Origin of the sequence: Methanorbis furvi (assembly GCF_032714615.1) — an archaeon.
Classification (GTDB): Archaea; Halobacteriota; Methanomicrobia; order Methanomicrobiales; family Methanocorpusculaceae; genus Methanocorpusculum; species Methanocorpusculum furvi.
Genome location: NZ_JAWDKA010000004.1, coordinates 93225 through 111959, shown reverse-complemented (window position 1 = coordinate 111959; position 18735 = coordinate 93225). Strand labels below are relative to the sequence as shown.

The window sequence follows — 18735 nt, the reverse complement described above, 5'->3', positions numbered from 1 at the left end:
TATTAAGATACACAGAAAATTTCTTTTTGAAAAATCGCCATTGGCGATTTTTTTTATTCCGTGAAACGGTGAGCAGGCCAGAGGCATGCGATTCGCGCTATTCGCGTTTTCAAAATACCATGCCGAACTTATCCGCGAACCATCGCAGAAAGTGCGGCAACAAACGCATTCATCTGGAGATACTCATTTGAGCCCGCACGAATCGCAAGATCTGCGTCCGCAAACAGCAGTGCCGCGTCCGGCGTAAGCGTGCCACGGAACGCTCCCCGGATAAGACCAAGCACCTCGGATCCTGAAAGCCCGTACTCAATCATCAGATTTTCCGCAATCTTTCGCGCCGCCTCATCATCCCCGCGTCTGCATGCATCAGCGACAGCATTCGCAAGCGTTCCGGTCTCGGTGTCTGAGAGCTCTGCAAGCTCCGTAACCCCGTGCAGCGCCATCAGCTCAAGCCACACCAGCGCACGACGGAGATCACCGTCCGAACCAAGAATCAGCATCTCAAGACTCTCTTCAGACACCGCTCCCGGCACTCCCTCGCGGGCGAGAATCTCAAGCAGCCTTTTTTGCATCAGTGCGGCTTCGATTGGCAGGAAGTAGAGCGGCACGCATCGTGAACGGATCGGCTCAATTAAAGAACTCATCGAGTTTGCCACAAACACAAACCTGCATGTCCTGCTGTACCGCTCCATAATTCTCCGAAGAGCAGCCTGCGCATCCTTCGGCAGATCGCCAGCCCCGTCAAAAATGATCAACCGGAACTCAGCAGACAGCGGCTTCAGTGACGCATGCCACTTCACGATGTACTTGAAGTTCGCCAGCACCGACTTGTCCTTCTGGTAGAGCGCGGTAAACCTATCGTTCTCGGAAAAATACGCATGCCCCTGCGAAAACATCACCGACACCGGCAGAACAGTTGTGTTCTCTGATGCAGACTCAGGATAAAACTCCCGCGAAAATGCCTCAAGGGCTGATGACTTCCCGCAGCCTGATCGTCCGATGACCATTAAGTGTGGAAGGTTGCCGCTTGCAGCATACGAACGCAGCTGACGGACCGCAGGCTCCTGACCAAGCACCTCATCAAATGTTTTGGGCCGGTACTTCTCAATCCAGAGCATGATGCAGCGTCTCCGCAATTGCGTCAATTGCTCCGGCAAGGAAGTACTTTCCGTCAAACGACTCCGGCATCACCAAAGTATCCCCGGCCGCACGCAGCCTCCTACACTCGGCAGCAATGTTTGGCAGTGCCCGCGTGACTTCATCGATGATCGGGATCGTCGCCATCTTTGAGGTCCGGTCAAGAGGATTGAGATCAACCGTGATCACAATTTTGCCCATACCAACCAAAGCCTCACACCGGTCGCCGTCCTCAAGCGGCACAAGCACCACATCAGCGTTGCCGATTCCCTCAGGCCTGCAGAGACCACGGTCATGCGGCAGTGGAACACACCGTTCGACCGGTCCTTCGGAGACCACAACGCCCGCATCCCGCAAAACGTTGGTCACCAGAGTAATCCTCTCCTCGGTCCGGTGAAACAGATTCACCTCAACCTCAGCACCCGACGCCTGCTGAAGCTCCGCAATCTGTGGGGCCGCAAGAGCCGCAGTGTTTCCGTTGATCGAAAGCACCGGATGGCGGGCCGCAAGAAGCACGCGGGCCGCGAGTTTCTCTGCCTCAAGAGCAACGGCCGGAGTTTTTTCCCCGATCAGATAATCAAATGCCTCGCCGCGTCCGTGAGAGGTCAGCCCCTCCATGGACACAACACCAGTTACAGCATGCTCGGCAAGCCGCTGTCTTGTCATAAGCGACTTATAGCGCGGATGACTTTTCGGAATATCAGACATACTTTACACCTCCAAAAGAGTCGGACCGTGCGGACAGACCTTCAAAGGAACCGCAGTCCCGAACTCTGACAAAATTTCAAGAGCATCGGATGCGGCAAACACGCCGCAGCCGAGCATCGTCATGCTTGCGAGGATGCCAGCCTCATCGCAGGCATCAAGCACCGGACGAATTCGTGCAGGGATAAGACCGCTTGCCTCGGCAAACTGCCGGGACTTCATCATGAACTCCGTAAACGTTGCGGGTTCCCCGACAGGAAACGCCGCAGTGACCTGAGCCATTTTTTCGGGCGATCCGATAACGTCAGGAGTGAATATCGACCCAAACGTCACCGAACATATCTCAGCATCCGGGAAAAACCGGCTGCTTACCCCGAAAATCCCCGGGGCCGTCCGGACCGCAACCCCTCCGCTGCTTGCCGCCGCCACATCGCCAAGGCCGGTGTTGTGCGCAACCTCGGTCTCATGAGCGAGTTCTGAGATCGCTTCAGCACTCATGCCAAGTTCAAACACCGCGTTTGCCGCAGTGAGTGTTGCAAGAATTGCCGCAGCACTCATGCCAAACCCTGCACCAATTGGAAGACCGGACGTTGTCTCAACTTTTGCACAAACTCCAAGACCGGAAAGCAGTTCTTCGATAAGACCTGAGCCGTAGCTGATCAGGGATTCGCCGGCAGGCGTTCGGTCGGTGACAATGACCGAAGTTTTCGGAGAAGGAGTTACTGATGCGGTAACGCCGCGGTCGATCACAATGCCTGCGCCGCAGCTGCCGGTGGTCTTCGGCGAGTCACCGTCGATGCGTTTGAAGTATCCCGAGATATGGCCCGGCGCAAAAGCTACAGCAGTTCCTTCCATAATTCCTGAGCAATTTCTGCTTTACTGCCGGAGACCGTCCGGCTCGCATGTTTCTTCATCAGCAGATACTCTCCCGACAGGGACCCCATCACGACAGGCTTGTTTGCCGCAACAAGAACAACATCCTCTTGTTCGAGAAGTTTCTCTGCCTCGGTAACCGCGTTTTCGCCAAGCTTGAACCCGACAACTTTGATTCCCTGATGATAGAGTTTGGAGATCAGTTTCGGCTGCGGTGTGAGCCTGAGATCGCATGCTTCACCGCTTGGAATTTTCCCCGCGGTGCGGACCGGCGAGAAATCTGAGATTGCCGCAGCACTGATATAGATATCCGGCTTGTGCTCGGCAACCTCGCGGAGCACCGCCTCATGCATATCGCAAGCGCTGGTGATGCAGATGTTTTTGACATTCGGGACCACGCCGTGGACCGCGGTGTTTGCAACAACCGCCACCTCGGCACCAAGCCGGAACGCTTCAAGTGCAAGGGCGCGTCCCATCGTCCCTGACGACCGGGTCGTCAGAATTCTCACATCATCAACCTCCTCGCGGCAGGAACCACTCGTGATGAGAACACGTTTTCCTGCAAGCGGGCAGGACGAGAGTGCACGTTCCGCATACAGACAGATCTCTTCGATGCCGGCAATCTTTGCCTTCTCCTCTTCCATTCGCGGCGGAACCACTTCGATCTGCATCGAACGAAGCGTCTCAATATTTTTTACCACAGCCGGATGGCGGTACATCGATTCATGCATTGCAGGAACAACGACGACCGGCATTCCTCTGCCGATAGCGGTCGTTGCAAACGTGGTGACAATGGTGTCATCAATACCGCAGGCAATTTTTCCGATCGTGTTCGCGGTTGCCGGCGCAATGAGAAGGAGGTCGGCCTCACCGCCCTCTCCGCAGTAGAGGACATGCTCGACCATGCCGGTGATCTTCGTCAGCGCCGGTCTCGCGCACGCATAGGTCAGCGCATCAGGGTGGATGATGCCGCATGCCGCAGGACTCAGAATGCCAATCACTTCAGCGCCGCGCCGCCGCAGCTCATGGGTAAGCTTCACGGTCTCAACCGCAGCAATGCTGCCTGTGACCGCAAGCACAATCCGTTTGTGTTCAAGCGTCCGGTTCATCTCAGTTCAACGTCCCATACGCAGTGCCAGGTGCGGCTCGCGTACTTCTTTACTTTATGTTCGCTGAGAGAATACCTAAAACCTGCTCCTTCGACAGCAGCGGCAACCTCAGCCGACCGGTCGCCGACGCCGTGAACATGCAGGATGGTCCCGGGTCCGGCGTGAGCAAGAGCGTGCGGCAGAAAATCGACTGCGTCAAAATGTCCCATCAGTATCCGGTCGTAGGTGCCGGATAGCAGGTCGCGGCAGTCGCCGCACTGGGCACGAACGTTTTTGGAAACATAGTTGTCATGAATATTTTTGATCAGGTACACGAACGAGACGCGGTTGATCTCCATCGCATGCACCTCGGCTCCTTTGAATGCGGCGGTGAGAGTGAAGTAGCCGATGCCGGCAAACATGTCGGCAACCTTTTCGCCTGACCGCACGAGAGACCGCAGCCGCATCTTTTCGCGCCGGTTGCCCTGCGAGAACATAATCTCTGCAGGGTTGAGCGTGTAAAAAATTCCTGCTTCAGAGAATGTCACGTCATGCGGTTTGCCGTAGAGGACAACAGCCTTTGGCAGCCGCATGACGCCTGCGTGTTCCTGCAGATGCAGAATGCAGGCTGGCTGCTCCCATGCGATGAGATCATTAAGCTCGTCATCCGTCGGCGACGCGCCGTGCAAAAGCAGAGTGTCGCCGAGCCGCTGGTACCCGGGGCCTTTGTACGGCGCACGCTCAGGGATCTCAAGATCGTACGGCCAGCCGTCCAAAACCGGAACGTAAGCGTACTCGCCGTCGCAGTAGATGCTGCGGCTGTTGTCGCGCCAGGTTTCAGTCCTGGACAGATTCGGCAGTGAACTCTTCAATATCCTGCGGACTTTCATTGGATTTGCCTGCCGGAATCAGCTGTTCTTCGTCACGCACAAAGAAAACAGAGTCTCCGGCGTCAGCACCGATCCATGCGTGGTCCGGCATTTCTGCGGTTTTCTGGGTGACAGGGTCAAGCACGCCCAGGATACCTGCGTCACGGTAGATGACTGTTGCAACTTCTGCGGTTCTGATGTTTCCAAAAAGCGGGTCATCCACATCCTCGCGGAAGTTGCGGGACTGACCGGTCTTTAGGTCGCGGACGAAGAGCATGTCTTTGGTCTGGCGGAGAATCTGGAAGTAGTCGCGACCGTGTCTGATGATGTCGCCGCGGGAGAAGCGGGGCAGCCGAATTGAGTAGGTGACGCGGTAGAGTTTGATGCCTGCTTTTTCACCAACGAGTTTCGGGTGCGTGGTAAAGGAGCCGCCGAGCGCTCCGCAGATGTCAACAGAGATTGCGTTGCCGATCGCTTGCGAGCTGAAGATGATGTCAAGTCCGTCTTTTTGTTCGTCGATGTCGGAGACGAAGGATAAGCGGTCGCCTGCGGTCTGTAGCTGGTCTTCGATCTGGTAGGCGATCTCGGCAGCTCTGCGGAGTTCGTAGGGCGTGGGTTTTCTTCCGTTTGCACGCACCTGAATGATTCCTTCGTAGTAGCTGCCGGAGATTCTGCAGCACCGGTCGCACTGTTCACGCGCCCAGACGATTTTGATCTTTTCGGTGACTTCGACCGGCATGCCGTAGAGATTTCCTGATACAAATACGGTGGCTATGGACCGGTTGACGCTGAGGTCTATGATATGGATGTCTTTCTGGATATCCCGGAGATCTTTGTGCAGGGATATCGCGCCGTTGACAAGGTTGTAGGCGAGCTCTTCACGGTCGACCGGGCAGTCGGTCCAGAGGCCGGCGGTTTTGGTGGAGCCGCAGGTCGGGCAGTAGGTGCAGATGACGCGGGGTTCCATCGTTACCCATATGGTGTCTTTTACGCGGCATTTTCCGCAGAGCTCTCCGTTTTCCGACGGTGCTCCGCATTTGGGGCAGAATCCTGAGGTGAGGGTCATTGTTTAGAGTCCGTAGATTTGTGCGTGGGGGATGTCGCCGATCATGATGCAGCACTGTTTGTCAATGAGTCCTGCGGCGATGGCGAGTTCGCATACACGTTTTCCGATGAGGTTGGCATTTGCTGCGGAGGTGAGGGCGGCGAGGACTGCGGCTTCTTCGGCAAGTACGCTGCCGTAGAATCCTGGGTCGACGATGATGTCACAGGCAGGGCAGGTGAGCGTGGTATTGAGTAGTTCGCGGTCACAGACTGCGACGACCTCACCCTGTCCCGGGATATTGTGGATTTTAAGATACATTTCTTGGTGTATGTATTGGGTGCGGACAATAATTACATTATTGCATTTGGGAAGTGGGGCGCTAATTTTTGAGTCGGCGGGTAAGTGCTGGTAAACGCGAATAGCACGAATAAAAAATCGCCAATGGCGATTTTTAGGATTATATTTTATGGTTATATTAATATTACTTATTTCAGACACCCAAATTCATTCAATGAGGAACAATTTTTTTTGAAAAATCGCCATTGGCGATTTTTTTATTCCGCGAAGCGGTGAGCAGGCCGGAGGCATGCGATTCGCGCTATTCGTGTTATTCGCGTTTCGAATGTTTATCCATCCCACTCGGCAGAGTCCTTAACCTCTCGCACAACCAATATATCTGTCATCTATGCCCCAAGTCCCTGAACTTCTTGCCCCCGCGGGTTCACCCGCTGCCCTCAGAGCCGCAGTTGCCGCAGGAGCGGACGCCGTATATCTCGGAGGCAAGACCTTTGGAGCACGCCAGTACGCAGCAAACTTCTCCCGCGAGGAGCTCACGGACGCAGTCACCTACGCACACCAGAACGGCGTGAAAATCTACGTCACCGTCAACACACTCGCTGACGACGAGGAGCTTGAAGGAATTGCCGAGTATCTGATCTTTCTCTCCAAAATTGGTGTTGATGCAGTCCTTGTGCAGGATCAGGGAGTGCTTGCAACAGCACGCGAGGTTGCGCCAAATCTCCCGCTGCATGCCTCAACCCAGATGACCATTCACAACACCGCAGGCATCAGGTTCGCAGCAGAACACGGCATCTCCCGCGTGGTGCTTGCAAGAGAACTGCCGATCGAAGATATCAGAGTGATCGGAGAAGTGGCAAAAGAGTACGGCGTTGAGCTCGAAGTTTTCTGTCACGGCGCAATCTGCTACGCATACTCGGGTCAGTGCCTCTTCTCTTCTGTCATCGGCGGCAGGAGCGGCAACCGCGGCATGTGTGCGCAGCCGTGCAGAAAACCCTACACTCTCCTCGCAGACGGCGACGTTGTCGCCACGCAGGGAAACTATCCGCTCTCGCCCCGCGACCTCTGCCTCTACCCGTACCTTGGAGAGCTCTGTGATGCACCAATTGCCGCACTCAAAATTGAAGGACGGATGAAAACCCCTGAGTACGTTGCAATTGTTACCGACGCCTACCGTCATGCGCTTGACACCATTGCCGCAGGAGAAGAGTTTCAACCAGAGACCGAGGTCATGGAAGACCTCGCCTTTGCCTTCAACCGCGGCTTCACCAAAGGCTATCTTCTCGGAGACAAAGGGCCTGCGTTCATCAACACCAAAAAACCGGACAACCGCGGAGTGTATGCCGGAGTCGTCAACGGTATTGACGACCGGCGCGGCAAAGTCATCGTAAAAATCGACGGCCCGATCCCTGACACCGGCGACGGACTTGTCTTCCGGTTCGCTGGCCGTGAGACAGGATTTGCCTTAAACAAAGAGCCGTACATTTTCCCGGAAGGCGATGCCTACAAAATTCCGGCGCCTGAGGATGTGGTCGTCGGCAGCGAGCTGTGGATCACCCGCCGGATGAAGACCGAGCGAAAGGCAGCCGCGATCATCTCCCGCCAGCGGCAGGGACGAATCCCGCTCGACATCACGGTCGGCATCAATGACGAAGGACATCTCGCGATCATCGGCCACGGGGCTGCTGCGGTCAGCGAAACTCCGATGCAGGATGCACAGACGCGGCCGGTCACGGCCGACGCGCTTGCGCAACAATTGGAGAAGACCGGCGGCACACCGTTTGTCATCCGCAGTATTGCGATGAACTATGACGGGTCAAAGTTCCTGCCGATGGGAGCAATCAACGATCTTCGCAGAAGATACCTTGCCGCATGCGAGAGTCTGCTTGCAACACCGCAGGTTCGCGACCACCGGCCGTTCACCGACAAAGGAACCGCGGCAGTTTCAAAGACAACACCGATTCTTCAGGTATACACCGACAGCGTTGTCGGCGCAAAGACCGCGTGTTCAGCGGGGGCTGCGCAGGTTGTCTACGAAGGTTTTGACGAGATCTATGATCATGCGATCATCTACAAACTTCCGCGAATCCTTCACGAGGAACAGCTGGCAAAAGCTCTGGCAAAAATTCCTGCATCAGCCGCAGGGGTCATGGTCGACGGCATCGGTATTGCCGAAGAGATCAAAGGGATACCCAAGTACGGCGGTGCCGGACTCAACATCACCAATGCCCGTGCCGCAATGGTGTACGGCAAAACCTGCCGACAGCTCTGCCTGTCGCCTGAGCTTTCCGGCAAACAGATCAAAACCCTCATTGAACATCTTGCCGCATACTCTCACCCGCCCAGGACCGAAGTGATCGTTCAGGGCAACCTTGAGGTGATGGTTACCCAGAACTGTATCCCTGCAACCGCTCTCGGATGCCGGAGCTGCAACCAGTCATGGGCGCTGAAGGACAGTACCGGCCGCATTTTCCGCGTGCGGACCGATGCAGACTGCCGCGGCCATATTCTGAACGCAGCAGAGATATGTCTGATCGATCATGTTGGAAGACTTGCCGCAGCAGGAGTGGACGTCATCTCAATCGACGCCCGCGGCAGATCACCTGAGTACATCAGAAGAATGACGGCAGCCTACACCGCTGTGCTTGAAGGGGAAAATCCAAAAGATCTCAAGGAACAGATCAAAGAAATAGCATCCGGCGGCGTGACCGCTGCGCACTATCTCCGCGGTGTGGAAAAACAGTAAAATGGGCTTTGCCCATACATTCGTTTATTGGCAAACAGTGTTCGGCATTGATCGTAGCTCCGCCCACGGAAAAACGGAAAACACGGAAACTTCACGGAGCAGACGTGAACAACACGGAATTTTAAAATAATCTATTTCTGTGATGTTCTCGTCTGCTCCGTGATATTTTATTTTCTGTGAAGCTCCGTGTGGTCCGCTTTTCCGTGGGAGACAGAATTTCATGGAAAACATCAGTAAAAGAGAAGTTATTCTATTGTAACCGCACCAAGAATCAGCCAGTCATCTCCGGCAGGGAGAACATACTCCAGCCTGAGTTCAGACCCTTCTTCATCTCTCTCTTTGGGGGAGTAGACATACTGTTTGCCGCCTCCCTCTTTTGCAAGAATGATCGCGTCTCTGGTGATGGAGCTTCCAAAGACATCTGTCATACCCAGATAATTTTCTCCGACAAACTCCGGATACTGGGGGTCTGCGAGAATGGTTCCATGATAATCCATGGCAAAAAATCGCAGATCCTCCGGAGCATAGGGACCGTTTGGATCATTGAGAGTTGCGACCGCCGTATCTTTATCGACTGATCCGGCATACTTCTGCACAGACCTGAGATAACTGGTGACATTTTCCCTGACCTCGGCTGGAACGTGCAGGTTGGAGTCGTCTATGAAGACACCTGCTGCGATGTACCAGTCGTCGTCGGCCTGAACAATATAACTCAGTTTCAGCTGTTCGGTCATATTTTCTGCAGGATTCGGATACAGATACAGAACATATCCTCCTCCCTGCATCGCCCGCCTGTGGATGAGATCTCCTGCTTCAACTCCGTTGCTGTCAACAACATAGCTGAGAGAATTTCCGATGATATTGTAGGTGTAGGCATCGGCAAGCAGGGTTTTGTTCCGATCAAAGGCGAAGACACTGTACTCTTTTGTGGTGAACTGTCCGTCCGGGCGGGAGAACTCCGCAAGAGCTGCATCTTTTCCGACATCATTTGCAAATATCAGCGCTGAGTGGACAAACTCTTCCAGCGTCTGATCAGTGGACGACACCGGCCGGACCTGGTTCTGTCTCCCGTTCAGTTTGGCAGTAATCATAACAAGGTGCTTATGATCGCCGGTCTCATCAATTGGGACCGTGTCCCAGGTTACAAAATAGTCCATGAGTTTCAGATCACTGTAGCTGTAACCGGTGTAGACAGCAGAACCTGATTTATTTTCACGAGCAAGTTCAAACACGCGGTACAGTCCTGCTCTGTCAGGGGTGTCGAGGCTGCGCATATTTTTGCCGTACAATTTCGGATACTCGGTATAGAGGATCAGACCATCATCCTCGACCACCCAGTACCGCCAGGATGAGGCATTCTCGTACTTCGCCGCTACTTCGCCAAAGAGATAGGTTGGGTCAATCATGGAGATAATGTACCCGATGGTTGTGCCGTTGTCAGAAATGCAGGGGGACACAATTCCGGGCACGGAATGATCTCTTACATTGAATATATCAAATGCGGGGGATTTTGTTGTATTGTACCGGTTCAGGTGTTCAGACCAGTTTCCAATCACCGTGTCGCGATAGTTTGTTGGAAAAACAGCGGCCACATGACCGGTCTCGTTTGAAAAAGCTACAATAGTGAAGGTGGGAATGGATGAGTAGAGATCTGAGAGAATGGCAGTTGTCTGCGTCATGTTGTCAGGATCACTTGCGATCAGTCTGGCTCCGGGGATGATCAGATCCATGTATGTGAGTTGATTTTTTGTCATGGAGTCGGCAAGGGAAACGACTGCATCCATCTGTTCTGCATACTTCACTTCCAGTTCATTGTCAGACCCGGGCACGATGCATGCGGCGGAAAATACCGCGGCAAAGGCGAGGACAACTACAACTACAACTCCAGCAACAATTTTCCGGTTCATTGTATCTCTTTACACCCAAGCTATGCAGAGAGTGTATCCTATAAATTTCGTTTTGAGAAATAATAATATGAACCCCTGATAATTGGATCATTGGTGATTGAAATAGTATGATTATGATGAAAAACACCTCGTAAATAAAGAAAGTATGCCGGTAAAATTAAAATCAAAGCGATGAGCTAAAAGAAATACAGATATAACCTGAGGAGAAATATAATACCCGAATCGCGGATCAGTTTTGATCGCAGTCACGGGTTCTGCATCACGCATTTTTTCTGCATACCATTAACCGCAAACAGACTGATGCAGGTTTTTTGGAGAGCCAGAATGGTTTTCGTGATGCGGCGGCCGGCGACGGATGTGATAATGATGCAAACACCTACCTATACCAGACACGAATTAGTGGTCATCCTCATTGCCGTAACCCTCGCGTCGTTTCTCATTCCGATATTTGTTGCGATGGTAAACATCGCACTTCCGGCGATCGGTGCAGCGTTCGCTGTTCCTTCAGAGACACTCGCCATACTTTCGACCACGTACCTTGTCAGCTCGGTAATTTTTCTCGTCCCCGCAGCACGGCTCGCCGATATTGTGGGTCTGAAAAAAGTGTGTGTCACCGGTCTTTGTATCACGGCTCTTGCGACAGTTGTTGCACCGTTCTCGTCCTCGATTGGTATGCTGCTGATTTGCCACGCAGTGGCAGGCATCGGACTTGCGTGCGTTATCAGCAACACGATTGCCATTCTTTCGGTTGCCTATCCGCCGATGAGAAGAGGGGCGGCGATTGGTATTGCGGTTGCCGGAGTTTATCTTGGTCTTACCGCAGGACCGCTGATCGGAGGAGCGCTGACGCAAGGATTTGGCTGGACAAGCATCTACTTCTTTGTCTGTGTTTTGTGCCTCGCGACCGCAGTAATGATCAGGGTATCGGTAAAGTCTGAGATCATTGCAACACCCGGTCAGCCGTTTGATCTCCGGGGGTCCATTCTGTACGGGGTAACCATTCTCTTTCTGATGTCCGGCCTCATCAGAATCCCGGAGCCCGCAGCGATCGTGAGTCTGGTGATAGGTGCAGTCTTTCTGGTGATGTTTGTCTGGTTTGAAAAGAAAATTCCCTATCCGGTGTTTGCGGTTCGGCTGTTTACTGAGAACAAGGTGTTCGCGAGAGCGAACCTGACAACGATGATCAACTATGGCGCAACGTTTGCCGTGAGTTTTTTCATGAGTCTGTATCTGCAGCAGATCGGTGCGTTGACGCCGATGGAAGCAGGTTTTGTTATGATGGCAATGCCGGTGGTGCAGATGATATTCTCTCCGATCACCGGAAAACTATCTGATAAAATCGACGGGAGGATCATCATGACCGCAGGTCTTATTGTGACCGGTATCGGGATGGCGTTGTTCGGATTTATCGGAACCGATTACAATCAGATTGGCATCATCATCAATCTGGCTGTTGTCGGTTTTGGTATTGCACTGTTTGGCGCACCGAACACGAATCTTGTTCTTGGGTCGGTGGAGAGAAAAGATAACGGCAGTGCAAACAGTATTCTTGCAACGACAAGGCAGATGGGAATGGTGGTCTCCATGGCAATTGCAACCTGCTTTATTCTTCTGTTCTACAGCAACAACTCAAGCGTAGGACTGGTTGCTGCAATGCATGCGACGTTTGCGGTGAGTGCAGTCCTGTCGTTTGCGGCGGCTGCGGTTGGCTGGACGGCGAAGAAGAGTTCGTAAGGGTGATCTGAATCTGAAACGCGAAGAACGCGAATAGCGCGAATCGCATGCCTCCGGCCTGCGATTCGCGTTTCGGAAATTTGTTCTACCCATTCATAACTATTATACGAGTCCGCGTCGATAACAAAGTATGCAGGCGGCTTACCAGTACAGCATTCGGGAAATGCGGATGGTACTGGTTGCTGCTGCGCTCGCCTCGTTTCTCAGTCCGTTTCTTGGTTCGATGGTGAACGTCGCAATCCCATCGATCGGTGTAACATATACCGCGTCCGCCGAGTCGCTGGCGATGCTCTCAACCGCGTATCTGATCAGCTCCGTCGTGTTCATGGTGCCTGCCGCCCGGGTAGCAGATATTGTAGGCAGAAAAAAAATATTTCTCGCAGGAATTTTTATTCTCGCGATCTCATCCTTCCTTGCCCCTCACTCTCCCACGATAGAAATTTTGATCCTCTGTAGAATTTTGGAAGGAGTCGGAGTTGCAGCAATCACAAGCAACTCAATTGCTCTCCTGTCTGCAGTGTATCCGCCGCAAAAACGCGGAGCAGTGATCGGCATTGCGGTGTCAGCAGTGTTTCTCGGACTCTCCGCAGGTCCGGTACTCGGCGGCATTCTGACGCAGATGTTTGGCTGGCACAGCATTTTTTACTTTGTTGTTCTGCTCTGCGTAGTTTCGCTGGCGACGATATGGTTTTCCATCTCACATGATATTCAGGAAAGTGCCGGAGAGCCGTATGACATTTTGGGCACGCTGGTGTACATGCTTCTGATCGTTTCAATCGTGCTCGGACTGATCAATCTGCCTGAACTCTGGGCAGTCGGATTATTTGCAGTAGGCGTGTGTGTTTTTCTGCCGATGTTTTTCTTTGTGGAGAAAAAAACCGCATACCCGGTGTTCGCAATCCGGCTGTTCGACAAAAATCCGGTGTTCACCCGCGGCAACATTGCAACGGTGATTAACTTCGGAGCAACGTATGCGATCAGTTTTTTCCTGAGCATGTACCTGCAGTTCGCAGGAAAACTCACACCGGCAGAGGCAGGGATCGTGCTTGTTGCGATGCCGTTTACGCAGATGATCTTTTCACCGCTGGCAGGAAAAATTTCCGATAAAATAGAGCCTCGGTATCTGACAACCGCAGGAATGCTGGTGATGTCCGGAGGACTGGCTGTTCTTTTGCAGCTTGGCAGGGAAGCAAGTCTTCCAACGCTTATTGCAACACTTATGGTGATGGGATTTTCAGTCGCGCTTTTTGCATCCCCCAACAACAACATGATCCTCGGGACCGTGCAGCGCCATGATTACGGCAGTGCGAACAGTATTATCGGAACGATGCGGCAGATGGGAATGGTTCTGTCCATGGGTCTGGCGACCTGTTTTATCTCAATCTATCTGGGAACCACTACTGATATGGCGGCAAACCTTGATGCATTTCTTGATGCGATGCACTGGTCATTCTTTTGCGGAATGATCTTTTGTCTGATTGCTGCGGCCCTGTCGTTTTCCTGTAAGACGAAGACGGTATCCAAATAATTATCCGCATCGAAATCAATCTGATTGCATAATGAAGAGACTGTTGATTGTAGTTTTAATTGTGTGCGCAGGACTGGTGTTTTCTGCCGGATGCGTTACAACGCCAGATACACCTGAACCTGTGGCGACGCCAACTCCCACACCGACGCCCACGTTTTCACCAACCGGTCTGACCGAGGATGAGACGCTGAATGCCGCAGGATACGGGACGCATGAGTACCAGAGCGTGCTGATGAAAAAAGGGCCGACAACGTTCCATGCAACCTTCGACGGGCCGGGTACGTTTACGATGGATATCACGCTGCATGGTGCGGATGTAGTGCAGCCGTTCTACAAACGCGGTGCGTTTGATGAGACGGTGACGATTGATATCGGTTCAACGCAGTATTATTACGTGACGGTGACCGGTCTTGGCAACTGGACGGTTGTTCAGAGCTGAGATTTTTTTCTTTTTTTACGCGTCCCCAAACTTGTCATGCCACGTCCCCGTGACGCGTCCGCCGAGCGCAAGTTTTCCAAGCGCCCGGTCAACCGCAGGAATTACATCGCGTGGCTGAACACCGGCAAGCGGAGTTCCCGGCAGCGGCGTTAAGTAATGAACATGGACTTTGCCGAACCTGACAACATCCTTCACGAGTGAAAGCGTTGCCTCTTCATCTTCATCGGTCTCAAAAGGAAATCCGAAGATAACATCAACGACCGGCTCAAGACCAACTGCTTTACACACATCAAGCGCCGCATACACATCGGCAAGCGTGTGGCCGCGTCCCATTTTTTCGAGAACTGCGTCTGAGCCGGACTGGGCGCCGAAGTGGAGTTTCGTATTCGCACAGTACCGGACCACAAGTTCCGCAGTATCGCGGCTCACAAACTCTGGCCGCACTTCGCAGGGAAATGTTCCGAAGTAGAGATGATTTTTCGGCATCGACGACAACAGCCGCTCCAGTTTTTCCACGTCAGGCGTTCTGCCGTCAGGTGATCCATATGCAAACGCGTTCGGCGTCACAAATCGTGCGTCGCGGTAATTGCTCGCCACCTCCACAATCGACTCGCGTGACCGGTGACGCATTTTTGTTCCGTGAAGCCTGGGCGTCTGGCAGTAGCCGCAGTGGAACGGACAGCCACGGGAAATCTCCATGTAACCCTTCATCCGCGTAAAACAGGGGAAACCGTCGAGGCGGACAGAGTGATCAATTCGAGTGAGGCCTGCTTTCGTTGCAACGCCCGGAATTCCCTCACCGGAGTTTCCTGAAAAAAGTGCGGAGAGCAGACGAGGTAGCGTTCGCTCTCCTTCGCCGACTATAACATAGTCGGCAACTTCGGCAACCTCCTCCCACTCGGCAGAAGCATGAGGACCGCCGGAGATTGTAATCTGATCAGCAGATGCGATTTCATCTTTACAGCGGGAAAACTCCACACTGTTTACACTGTAGCAGACGATGTCGCCTTTTGGCGCATCGACCGGTTCAAGGATGAAACCGTACTGCTCGCAGGCAGCATACAAAACCGCGTAGCTGTTTCGTGATGCAGGAGTGTAACGCCAGACCGCAATCATTGTGCGGCAGACACTTCGCCGGTGTCGCCGTTAACCGTAACGACTCCGGAAAGTTGTGCAGCATCGCCGTTCAGCCGGTCAACCATCGGAATGCCGGAGATGATTGCACCAATCGCAATGATCGTCTCGCACTCGGTGTTGATGATCGCTGCCGGCGCGACATTATTTTTCGCCAGACCATACATCACATACGATCCAACAGTTGATCCTTTCCCGTACGGAAATGCAAGAACTTTTCCTGCGATAGTTTTGCCGTGCAGAGGATGTTTTTGATCAATAATTATGCCGGTTTTCGCGTCGACACCGCCAAGGAAGGAGATCGGCGTATCGGTATAGAGAAGTTCGCCGGTTCCGACACCTTTTGAGATGCTGCGGCCTGTAAGAGTCATACTCTACTATTTGGTAATAATCCAACATAAAGCCCCGCAAAACCATTACACTCTTATATCCTAACAACCGATAAATTCGGCAACGAAAATTTCGGTCACGTGTGCATACTGGTGTGATCAAAATGGAGCTGACATGAACTGGACGACTGACACCTGGATTGCCCTTTTTCTCATCGTGATGTACTTTGCCCTGCTGATCGGCATCGGCGTCTGGGCAGCAAAAAAGATCAAAAACTCTGAGGACTACATTCTTGCCGGACGAAGTCTCGGGTTCTGGATTTTTCTCCTGCTCCTCATCACCTCCATCTGCAGCGGAGTGACTCTCATCGGTGGAAGCGGCATGGGATTCACGTACGGCTGGCCAAGCATCTGGGATCAGATCTTTGTTCCGCTCTCTGCGGTGTTCTGTATTGTGTTCTTTGGATCCAAATTGAATTTGATCGGAAAAAAACAAGGGATCGTAACGCTCGAAGATTATTTTTCCCTCAGATACGAAAACACCCGCGAGCTTCGGATGCTGTCTGCGGTGATTGGAATTTTAGTTTCGCTCGTCTATCTCGTCGGTCAGTACACGGCGATCAGCATCGTGCTTGTCTGGCTGTTCGGCATTGCACACTGGCAGGCATTGTTGATTGCGGCCGCAATTATCACAACCTACACCGTCCTCGGCGGTCTGTATGCGGTCTCATGGACCGGCATGATTCAGGGACTGATTCTGATCTTTGGCATGCTCATTTTTGCACCAATGATTGTGATGTATGCAGGAGGACTCGAACACATCAATATAGTGCTTGCCTCGATCGACCCGAACTTTGTGATGCCTGCGTTCCCCGAGAGGTACGCGGCGTATGCATACATCACGCCTGAGATCATTTTCTCGTTCGGCGTTCTGCTGATCGTTGGCCTTGCCTGTGCTCCACATGTGGTCTCCAATGTTCTTGCGGTAAAGGACATCCGTTACTTCCGCTGGGCACCATTAATTGCGTTTGCGGTGTATCTGACGATCTCAATGCTGGTCAGATTCTCAGGCATGGGAGTGAGGACGCTTGTTGAAGAGGGAACGGTGGTGCTCCCTGATGTTGTGAATGCCGCGGACTACTCGTTTGTCTACGGCATCAGTGCTGCTGCCGGCGGAATGTTTGCGATGGGGCTGTTTGCGGTGATGATCCTCTCAGCAGTGATGTCGACGACGGACCGACTGATGCTCACGGTTGGAACCCAGTTCTCCTGGAACATTTTCAAGATCATCTTACGACCCGAAGCATCAGAAAAGCAGGTTATCAGGATCAGTCAGATTACAATGCTTGTCGCGGTTATCATCTCTCTGCTTCTTGCGATCAATCCACCGGAGGTTCTGGTGTTTCTGATTTTCCTTGCGATAGGTCTCATCCTCGCATCGTTTGCGGTGCCGCTTATTGCAGGACTTTACTGGCGGCGGGCAACGACTGCGGGAGCGATTGCAAGTATGGCGTTAGGTCTTGTAACTGCGTTAGGGTTCGGCTACTATGATCAGTTTGTGGAAAAATTGCCGATGCACTTTTCGATTTATGCACTGATGTTTTCGATTGCAGCGATGATTATCGTGAGTCTGCTGACGCAGAAAAACTCGAATGCCGCACTGGACTCCACCTATACCGGCGGGTATCTGCATCCAAAAGAGTAATTATTTTTTGGGAGTGAGGGAATAATACCCGCCGTTTTTTGGCGCACCACGAAACTCGATCGCTCCTTCATTTTTCAGTTTTCGTATATGACGCTCGGTAGTGGAAAGACTTTTGCCGGTTTTTGCTGCAAGGGTGCGGGCATTGAGGCCTGGTTCAGTTCGGATGAGATCAAGGAGAGTGTTTACACCTTCATCATCGAAATTTACACCTTCATTTACACCTTCACGCACCACATTTACACCTTCATCTATCGCGGTTGATTGATCAAACAGCCGCAGAAGATCTTTTTGTGTTTCAACACCCACGAAAAAACACAGAGCACACTGAAGAAACATCACGTGTGTGATGCGATAAAAATTAAGTTTCCTTTTTTTCAGAAAAAAGAGCTAAATCTTTTTTGTAATATCACAGTGACTCAAAAATAATAATGCGAAGTCCGGTAATCCGAAAAAAATTACTCTTCCTCATCCCAGTGTTCGCGGCTCTTCTCCTCGTACGCCATGCCGGGATGCTTCAGATGCCACTCGGTTCTCCGGAGAACGCCGTGAATCGTGCTTGCCTCGCGAACCGTCAGATTCGTTCTGCCGAGCACACGCTTTGCAAGCAGAAGTGTCGTCTCCCGTTTCTCAATCGGATGGCTGATGCCTTCCAAAAATCTTGCAAAATGTGCATACAGAGCGTCCATCTCCACTTTGTTTGCAAGCAGATACTCGCCCCTCGGCAGATGGGCAAGCTCATAGCAGACAACACCGATCGCATGCGAGATGTTCATAACCGGATACTCGGCAGACGTTGGAATCGTAGCAACGATATCGCAGCGTGCGATCTCCTCATTGTTCAGGCCCCAGTTCTCCCGACCGAACAGAATTGAAATTCTGCCGTCCACATTTTTGATCATCTCACGAAGTTCAGGGGGAGAGTAGTACGGCATCCGCATCGGATGCGACACCGACTTTGCCAGACCACCGGTTGTCGCGACCGCGAGATCGCTGCGGCGAAACACCTCTTCAAGTGTTAAAACCTCGGCCGACTCAAGCACATCCTTCGCATGAGAAGCACGGGCGGTTGCCTCCATCGTCATCTTCGGCGGGTTCACCAAAACCATATTGTGAAACCCGAAGTTTTTCATGACACGGGCGGCAAACCCGATGTTTCCTTCGTAGAGCGGCTCTACGAGAACGATATCAACCTGCGGCAT

At 52.6% G+C, this 18735-nt stretch carries 17 protein-coding genes; 5 read left to right on the top strand and 12 right to left on the bottom strand.

What is annotated here, in order from left to right:
* Window positions 1-128: 128 nt before the first annotated feature.
* Genes McpAg1_RS04460 through McpAg1_RS04430 form a run of 7 tightly spaced genes read right to left on the bottom strand, consistent with a single transcriptional unit; the run spans window position 129 to window position 6035 of the window.
* Complete coding sequence (locus McpAg1_RS04460; RefSeq protein WP_338094092.1) at window positions 129-1118, bottom strand: replication factor C small subunit; 990 nt, start codon at window positions 1116-1118, stop codon at window positions 129-131.
* The gene (locus McpAg1_RS04455; RefSeq protein WP_338094091.1) at window positions 1105-1845 is read right to left on the bottom strand and encodes a 4-phosphopantoate--beta-alanine ligase; all 741 of its coding nucleotides are present in this window, start codon (window positions 1843-1845) and stop codon (window positions 1105-1107) included. The genes McpAg1_RS04460 and McpAg1_RS04455 overlap by 14 nt, the downstream gene beginning before the upstream one ends.
* Window positions 1846-1848: 3 nt before the next feature.
* Window positions 1849-2697: a GHMP family kinase ATP-binding protein gene (locus McpAg1_RS04450; protein WP_338094090.1), complete on the bottom strand. Its 849-nt coding sequence runs from the start codon at window positions 2695-2697 to the stop codon at window positions 1849-1851.
* Window positions 2679-3824 (bottom strand): bifunctional phosphopantothenoylcysteine decarboxylase/phosphopantothenate--cysteine ligase CoaBC, encoded by a 1146-nt coding sequence (gene coaBC / locus McpAg1_RS04445; RefSeq protein ID WP_338094089.1) that lies wholly within the window; start codon window positions 3822-3824, stop codon window positions 2679-2681. The genes McpAg1_RS04450 and coaBC overlap by 19 nt, the downstream gene beginning before the upstream one ends.
* Entirely contained in the window at window positions 3821-4693 is an 873-nt protein-coding gene (locus McpAg1_RS04440; RefSeq protein WP_338094088.1) for a class I SAM-dependent methyltransferase, read from the bottom strand. Before McpAg1_RS04440 ends, coaBC begins: the two co-directional genes overlap by 4 nt.
* Window positions 4641-5738 carry a 60S ribosomal export protein NMD3 gene (locus McpAg1_RS04435; RefSeq protein WP_338094087.1) on the bottom strand — a complete coding sequence of 366 codons (1098 nt, stop codon included), beginning with the start codon at window positions 5736-5738 and terminating at the stop codon, window positions 4641-4643. The genes McpAg1_RS04440 and McpAg1_RS04435 overlap by 53 nt, the downstream gene beginning before the upstream one ends.
* Before the next feature lie 3 nt (window positions 5739-5741).
* Window positions 5742-6035: a DUF424 domain-containing protein gene (locus tag McpAg1_RS04430; protein WP_338094086.1), complete on the bottom strand. Its 294-nt coding sequence runs from the start codon at window positions 6033-6035 to the stop codon at window positions 5742-5744.
* Between the two features lie 367 nt (window positions 6036-6402).
* On the opposite strand from McpAg1_RS04430, the gene McpAg1_RS04425 reads away from it, so the two are divergent.
* Window positions 6403-8760 carry a U32 family peptidase gene (locus tag McpAg1_RS04425; protein WP_338094085.1) on the top strand — a complete coding sequence of 786 codons (2358 nt, stop codon included), beginning with the start codon at window positions 6403-6405 and terminating at the stop codon, window positions 8758-8760.
* A gap of 245 nt (window positions 8761-9005) precedes the next feature.
* On the opposite strand, the gene McpAg1_RS04420 is transcribed toward McpAg1_RS04425, so the two are convergent.
* Window positions 9006-10667, bottom strand: a complete 1662-nt coding sequence (locus tag McpAg1_RS04420; RefSeq protein WP_338094084.1) for a cache domain-containing protein — start codon at window positions 10665-10667, stop codon at window positions 9006-9008.
* A 324-nt stretch (window positions 10668-10991) separates the two neighbouring features.
* Between McpAg1_RS04420 and McpAg1_RS04415 the strand changes: the two genes are divergently transcribed.
* From McpAg1_RS04415 to McpAg1_RS04405, 3 genes are all read left to right on the top strand, one after another.
* Entirely contained in the window at window positions 10992-12401 is a 1410-nt protein-coding gene (locus tag McpAg1_RS04415; protein ID WP_338094083.1) for an MFS transporter, read from the top strand.
* Between the two features lie 130 nt (window positions 12402-12531).
* The gene (locus McpAg1_RS04410) at window positions 12532-13929 is read left to right on the top strand and encodes an MFS transporter (protein WP_338094082.1); all 1398 of its coding nucleotides are present in this window, start codon (window positions 12532-12534) and stop codon (window positions 13927-13929) included.
* A 31-nt stretch (window positions 13930-13960) separates the two neighbouring features.
* Window positions 13961-14368: a hypothetical protein gene (locus tag McpAg1_RS04405; RefSeq protein WP_338094081.1), complete on the top strand. Its 408-nt coding sequence runs from the start codon at window positions 13961-13963 to the stop codon at window positions 14366-14368.
* A gap of 15 nt (window positions 14369-14383) precedes the next feature.
* Here McpAg1_RS04405 and McpAg1_RS04400 read toward each other — a convergent pair whose 3' ends face one another.
* The gene (locus tag McpAg1_RS04400) at window positions 14384-15484 is read right to left on the bottom strand and encodes a TIGR04013 family B12-binding domain/radical SAM domain-containing protein (protein WP_338094080.1); all 1101 of its coding nucleotides are present in this window, start codon (window positions 15482-15484) and stop codon (window positions 14384-14386) included.
* Window positions 15481-15873 (bottom strand): DUF126 domain-containing protein, encoded by a 393-nt coding sequence (locus McpAg1_RS04395; RefSeq protein WP_338094079.1) that lies wholly within the window; start codon window positions 15871-15873, stop codon window positions 15481-15483. Before McpAg1_RS04395 ends, McpAg1_RS04400 begins: the two co-directional genes overlap by 4 nt.
* A 133-nt stretch (window positions 15874-16006) precedes the next feature.
* Between McpAg1_RS04395 and McpAg1_RS04390 the strand changes: the two genes are divergently transcribed.
* The gene (locus McpAg1_RS04390; RefSeq protein WP_338094078.1) at window positions 16007-17536 is read left to right on the top strand and encodes a sodium:solute symporter family protein; all 1530 of its coding nucleotides are present in this window, start codon (window positions 16007-16009) and stop codon (window positions 17534-17536) included.
* Here the strand turns inward: McpAg1_RS04390 and McpAg1_RS04385 are convergent, their stop codons facing one another.
* Window positions 17537-17842 (bottom strand): winged helix-turn-helix domain-containing protein, encoded by a 306-nt coding sequence (locus McpAg1_RS04385; protein WP_338094077.1) that lies wholly within the window; start codon window positions 17840-17842, stop codon window positions 17537-17539.
* 149 nt (window positions 17843-17991) lie between these two features.
* The gene (locus tag McpAg1_RS04380; protein WP_338094076.1) at window positions 17992-18735 is read right to left on the bottom strand and encodes an RNA methyltransferase; all 744 of its coding nucleotides are present in this window, start codon (window positions 18733-18735) and stop codon (window positions 17992-17994) included.